The sequence below is a fragment of the Sphingomonas bacterium genome (genome assembly GCF_903643035.1).
Classification (GTDB): Bacteria; Pseudomonadota; Alphaproteobacteria; order Sphingomonadales; family Sphingomonadaceae; genus Sphingomonas.
The window spans coordinates 1-3,216 of the sequence record NZ_CAHJWW010000297.1; the positions used below are offsets into that span (position 1 = coordinate 1).

The window sequence follows — 3,216 nt, forward strand, 5'->3', positions numbered from 1 at the left end:
GAAGACGGTATACTTGCGGTCGAGCTTCAGCGTCGGCTGGAAGACGATGAAGAACTGGCTGTTGGCGCTGTTCTTGTCCTCCGCGCGCGCCGCCGCCACCGCGCCGCGCGCATGCGGCAGCGCGTTGAACTCCGCCGGCAGGTTGGGCAGCGTCGACCCGCCGGTCCCGTCGCCCTTGGGGTCGCCGCCCTGCGCCATGAAGCCCTCGATCACCCGATGAAAGGCGAGGCCGTCGTAGAAACGCTGGCGGGTCAGCGCCTTGATCCGCGCCACGGTCGTCGGAGCCACGTCGGGCCGCAGCCAGACCGTCACCCGCCCCCCGTCCGACAGGTCGAGCAGCCAGATGTTGGCGGTGTCGGTGATCGGCGGCATCGCCGAGGCGGGAACGAGCGGCGCGAGCGGCGCGGCGGGCTTGGCGGCCGGAACCGGCGTGGCGGAGGCGGACGGGGGGACCGGCGCGGTCTGGCCCAGCGCCGGCGGCGCGACGGCGCTTGCCAGCGCGACCAGTCCGGCAAGGATCGGCAGTCCGGCGAGCATCGGCAGTCCGGCGTGGATAGGCTTCATCATATGTCTCTTCCGCTCAGGCTTGGTCGATCGCCGGCGACCGGACCGTCCCCGCACCTCCGCGGGCAATGCGTCGATTGTAGGGCGTTCGGGCCTCGTCGCCAATCCGCGGCCGGATCAGCCGCGCGAGCTCTGCGCGGCGTCCCCCGCCGCGACCTTCGCCGCGACCTTCGCCGCGACCTCGCCGCGCACCGCCGGCGGCACGAACGGCGCGATCTCGCCGCCGAACAACGCGATCTCCTTCACCAGCCGGCTCGCGATCGGTTGCAGTCCGACGTCGGCCATCAGGAAGACCGTCTCGACCGTCGCGTTGATCTGCTGGTTCATGCCCGCCATCTGATACTCGTACTCGAAGTCCGCGACGGCACGCAGGCCGCGCACGATCACGCGTGCGCCCTCGCGCACCGCGAAATCCATGAGCAGCGAGTCGAAGCTGGTGACCGCGATGTCGCCCTCGACGTCCGCCACTTCGCGCCGCACCGTCGCCATCCGCTCGTCGAGGCTGAACATCGGCGACTTGGAGGGATTGGTCGTCACCCCCACCACCAGCCTGTCGACCAGCTTCGCACCGCGACGGATGATGTCCATATGGCCCAGCGTCACCGGATCGAAGGTGCCGGGATATACACCGATCCTGGCGCCGATCCGGGGCGAACCCGTGCTCACCGGTCCCGCTCCAGCGTATAGCGGGCGATCGCGCGCAGCACGTCCGCCTCCGCGCCATAGCTCTTCAGATGCTCCAGCGCCTGCTCCACGAGCATTCGCGACCGCGCGCGCGCGTCGTCCGCGCCGAGCAGCGACAGGAACGTCTCCTTGCCCGCGCCCTCGTCCTTGCGCAGCGCCTTGCCGACCGCCGCCTCGTCGCCCTCGGCGTCCAGCAGGTCGTCCGCGATCTGGAAGGCGAGGCCGACGTCGCGGGCAAAGCCGCGCAGGTGAACACGCCCCTCCGCCGGCACGCGGCCCAGGATCGCGCCGGCCTCCACCGCGGCGGCGATCAGCGCGCCGGTCTTCATCGCCTGCAGCCGGGTGACGGTCGGCAGGTCGAAGCTCACCTTCTCCGCTTCCAGGTCCATCGCCTGCCCGCCCGCCATGCCGGACGGGCCGGCCGCGCGGGCAAGATCGAACACCAGTTCCGCGCGGACGAACGGATCGGGGTGCGTCGCGGGGTCGGCGAGCACCTCGAACGCCAGCGCATGGAGGCAATCACCCGCCAGGATCGCGGTCGCCTCGTCGAACGCGCGGTGCACCGTGGGCTTGCCGCGGCGCAGGTCGTCGTCGTCCATCGCCGGCAGGTCGTCGTGGATCAGCGAATAGACGTGGACCGCCTCCACCGCGACCGCGGCCCGCGCCGCACAGGCATCGGCCACGCCGAACATCCGGGCGGTCGCCATGACGAGCAGCGGGCGCAGCCGCTTGCCGCCGCCGATCGCGGCGTGGCGCATCGCCCGATAGAGGTCCGCGCGCGGGTCGTCGGGGATCGCCAGGAACCGGTCGAACAGGCGGTCCACCTCCTCCGACACATGGGCCATCGCGTCCTGGAGCGTCGGCGGGGCGGTGGTGGTCGTCATGCGGCCGGCGTGGCTTGCGTGGCGAACGGCTGGACTCCGGCGGGGCGTCCGTCGGCATCCAGGCGGATCGCCTCGATGCGCGCCTGCGCCGCGTCGAGCCGGTCGGCGCAGCGACGGCGCAACTGGTTGCCGCGCTCGAACAGGTCGATCGACTCCTGAAGCGAGGCATCGCCGCTTTCGAGCCGGGATACGATCCGTTCCAACTCCTTGAGAGCGTCCTCGAACGACAGCGCATCGACGGCGGGATCCATCTTCGCGCTATGGGACAGGTCGCGGACAAGGGTCAAGGCAGCCTCCCGGAACGGATTTGCAGCATTAACCCATGTTCCCCGACGCGGCCGGTACCGCTGTCCGGCGACGCCGCATCCAGCCCGGCCGCGCACTGCCCGACTGAAGCACGCCGCGCCGGAACGCGCGGGCGCCGATCGCGATGAACACCGCGACCCACATCGCCTGCCACGCGAGCGCGGCGACGTGCGGCCACAGCTGCGGCTGGCCGGCGGCTTGTCCCGCCATCGCGAACGGCGACGACAGCGGGAATAGCTCCGCCACCAGCGCGACCGTGCCGTGCGGGTGCGAGGCTGCGGCCGTCGACAGCCCGAACATGCCGATCTGGACGATCGTGATCGGGAGCGACAGCAACTGCACCTCGCGCGTCGACGTCGCCTGAGCCCCCACGCCCAGGTATATCGCGCCCAGCACCATATAGGCCATGGTGAAGTACGCGCAGAACAGCAGCGGGAACAGCGCGCCCGTCGCGGGGTGGAGATCGCCCAGCCCCTGCGCCAGTCCCGCGGGCACGAGCGAGCCGATGGCCGCCAGCATCGTCCCCCAGAAGCCCACAAAGACGAGCGCGATGCCGAACATGCCGATCAGCTTGCCAAAGAACACCGCCTCCAGCGGGACGGCGGCGGCCAGCACCTCGATCACCTTGTTGTTGCGCTCCTCCGTCATGCTGCCGATCACCGGGCTCGACAGGAACAACGTCAGGACGAAGACGCCGAACGACGCCAGGAACGCGGACGTGTGGCGGCTCCCGCGCGTCGGGTGCGGCGCGGCGAGCGGGATGCGCACCGCCGGGACC

5 protein-coding genes are annotated in these 3,216 nt (G+C 71.0%); all 5 read right to left on the minus strand.

All coding sequences use genetic code 11. The features are described 5' to 3' along the window. Positions 1-564: peptidylprolyl isomerase (locus HUV01_RS14145; RefSeq protein ID WP_254606689.1), on the minus strand; the 564-nt coding region annotated here is incomplete at its 3' end. A 117-nt stretch (positions 565-681) separates the two neighbouring features. After that, on the minus strand, positions 682-1,209 hold the full coding sequence (coaD, locus tag HUV01_RS14150) for a pantetheine-phosphate adenylyltransferase (RefSeq protein WP_174298856.1): 528 nt from the start codon (positions 1,207-1,209) through the stop codon (positions 682-684). A gap of 17 nt (positions 1,210-1,226) precedes the next feature. Next, positions 1,227-2,132, minus strand: a complete 906-nt coding sequence (locus HUV01_RS14155; protein WP_174298852.1) for a polyprenyl synthetase family protein — start codon at positions 2,130-2,132, stop codon at positions 1,227-1,229. Further along, the gene (locus HUV01_RS14160; protein WP_174298853.1) at positions 2,129-2,383 is read right to left on the minus strand and encodes an exodeoxyribonuclease VII small subunit; all 255 of its coding nucleotides are present in this window, start codon (positions 2,381-2,383) and stop codon (positions 2,129-2,131) included. Before HUV01_RS14160 ends, HUV01_RS14155 begins: the two co-directional genes overlap by 4 nt. Before the next feature lie 64 nt (positions 2,384-2,447). Continuing rightward, on the minus strand, positions 2,448-3,216 hold a 769-nt coding region (locus tag HUV01_RS14165; protein WP_174298854.1), incomplete at its 5' end, for an ABC transporter permease.

Excerpts from the sequence above, each read along its gene's own strand:
- HUV01_RS14160 (WP_174298853.1), bottom strand. The coding sequence starts at position 2,383 with ATGGATCCCGCCGTCGATGCGCTGTCGTTCGAGGACGCTCTCAAGGAG.
- HUV01_RS14155 (WP_174298852.1), bottom strand. The coding sequence starts at position 2,132 with ATGACGACCACCACCGCCCCGCCGACGCTCCAGGACGCGATGGCCCAT.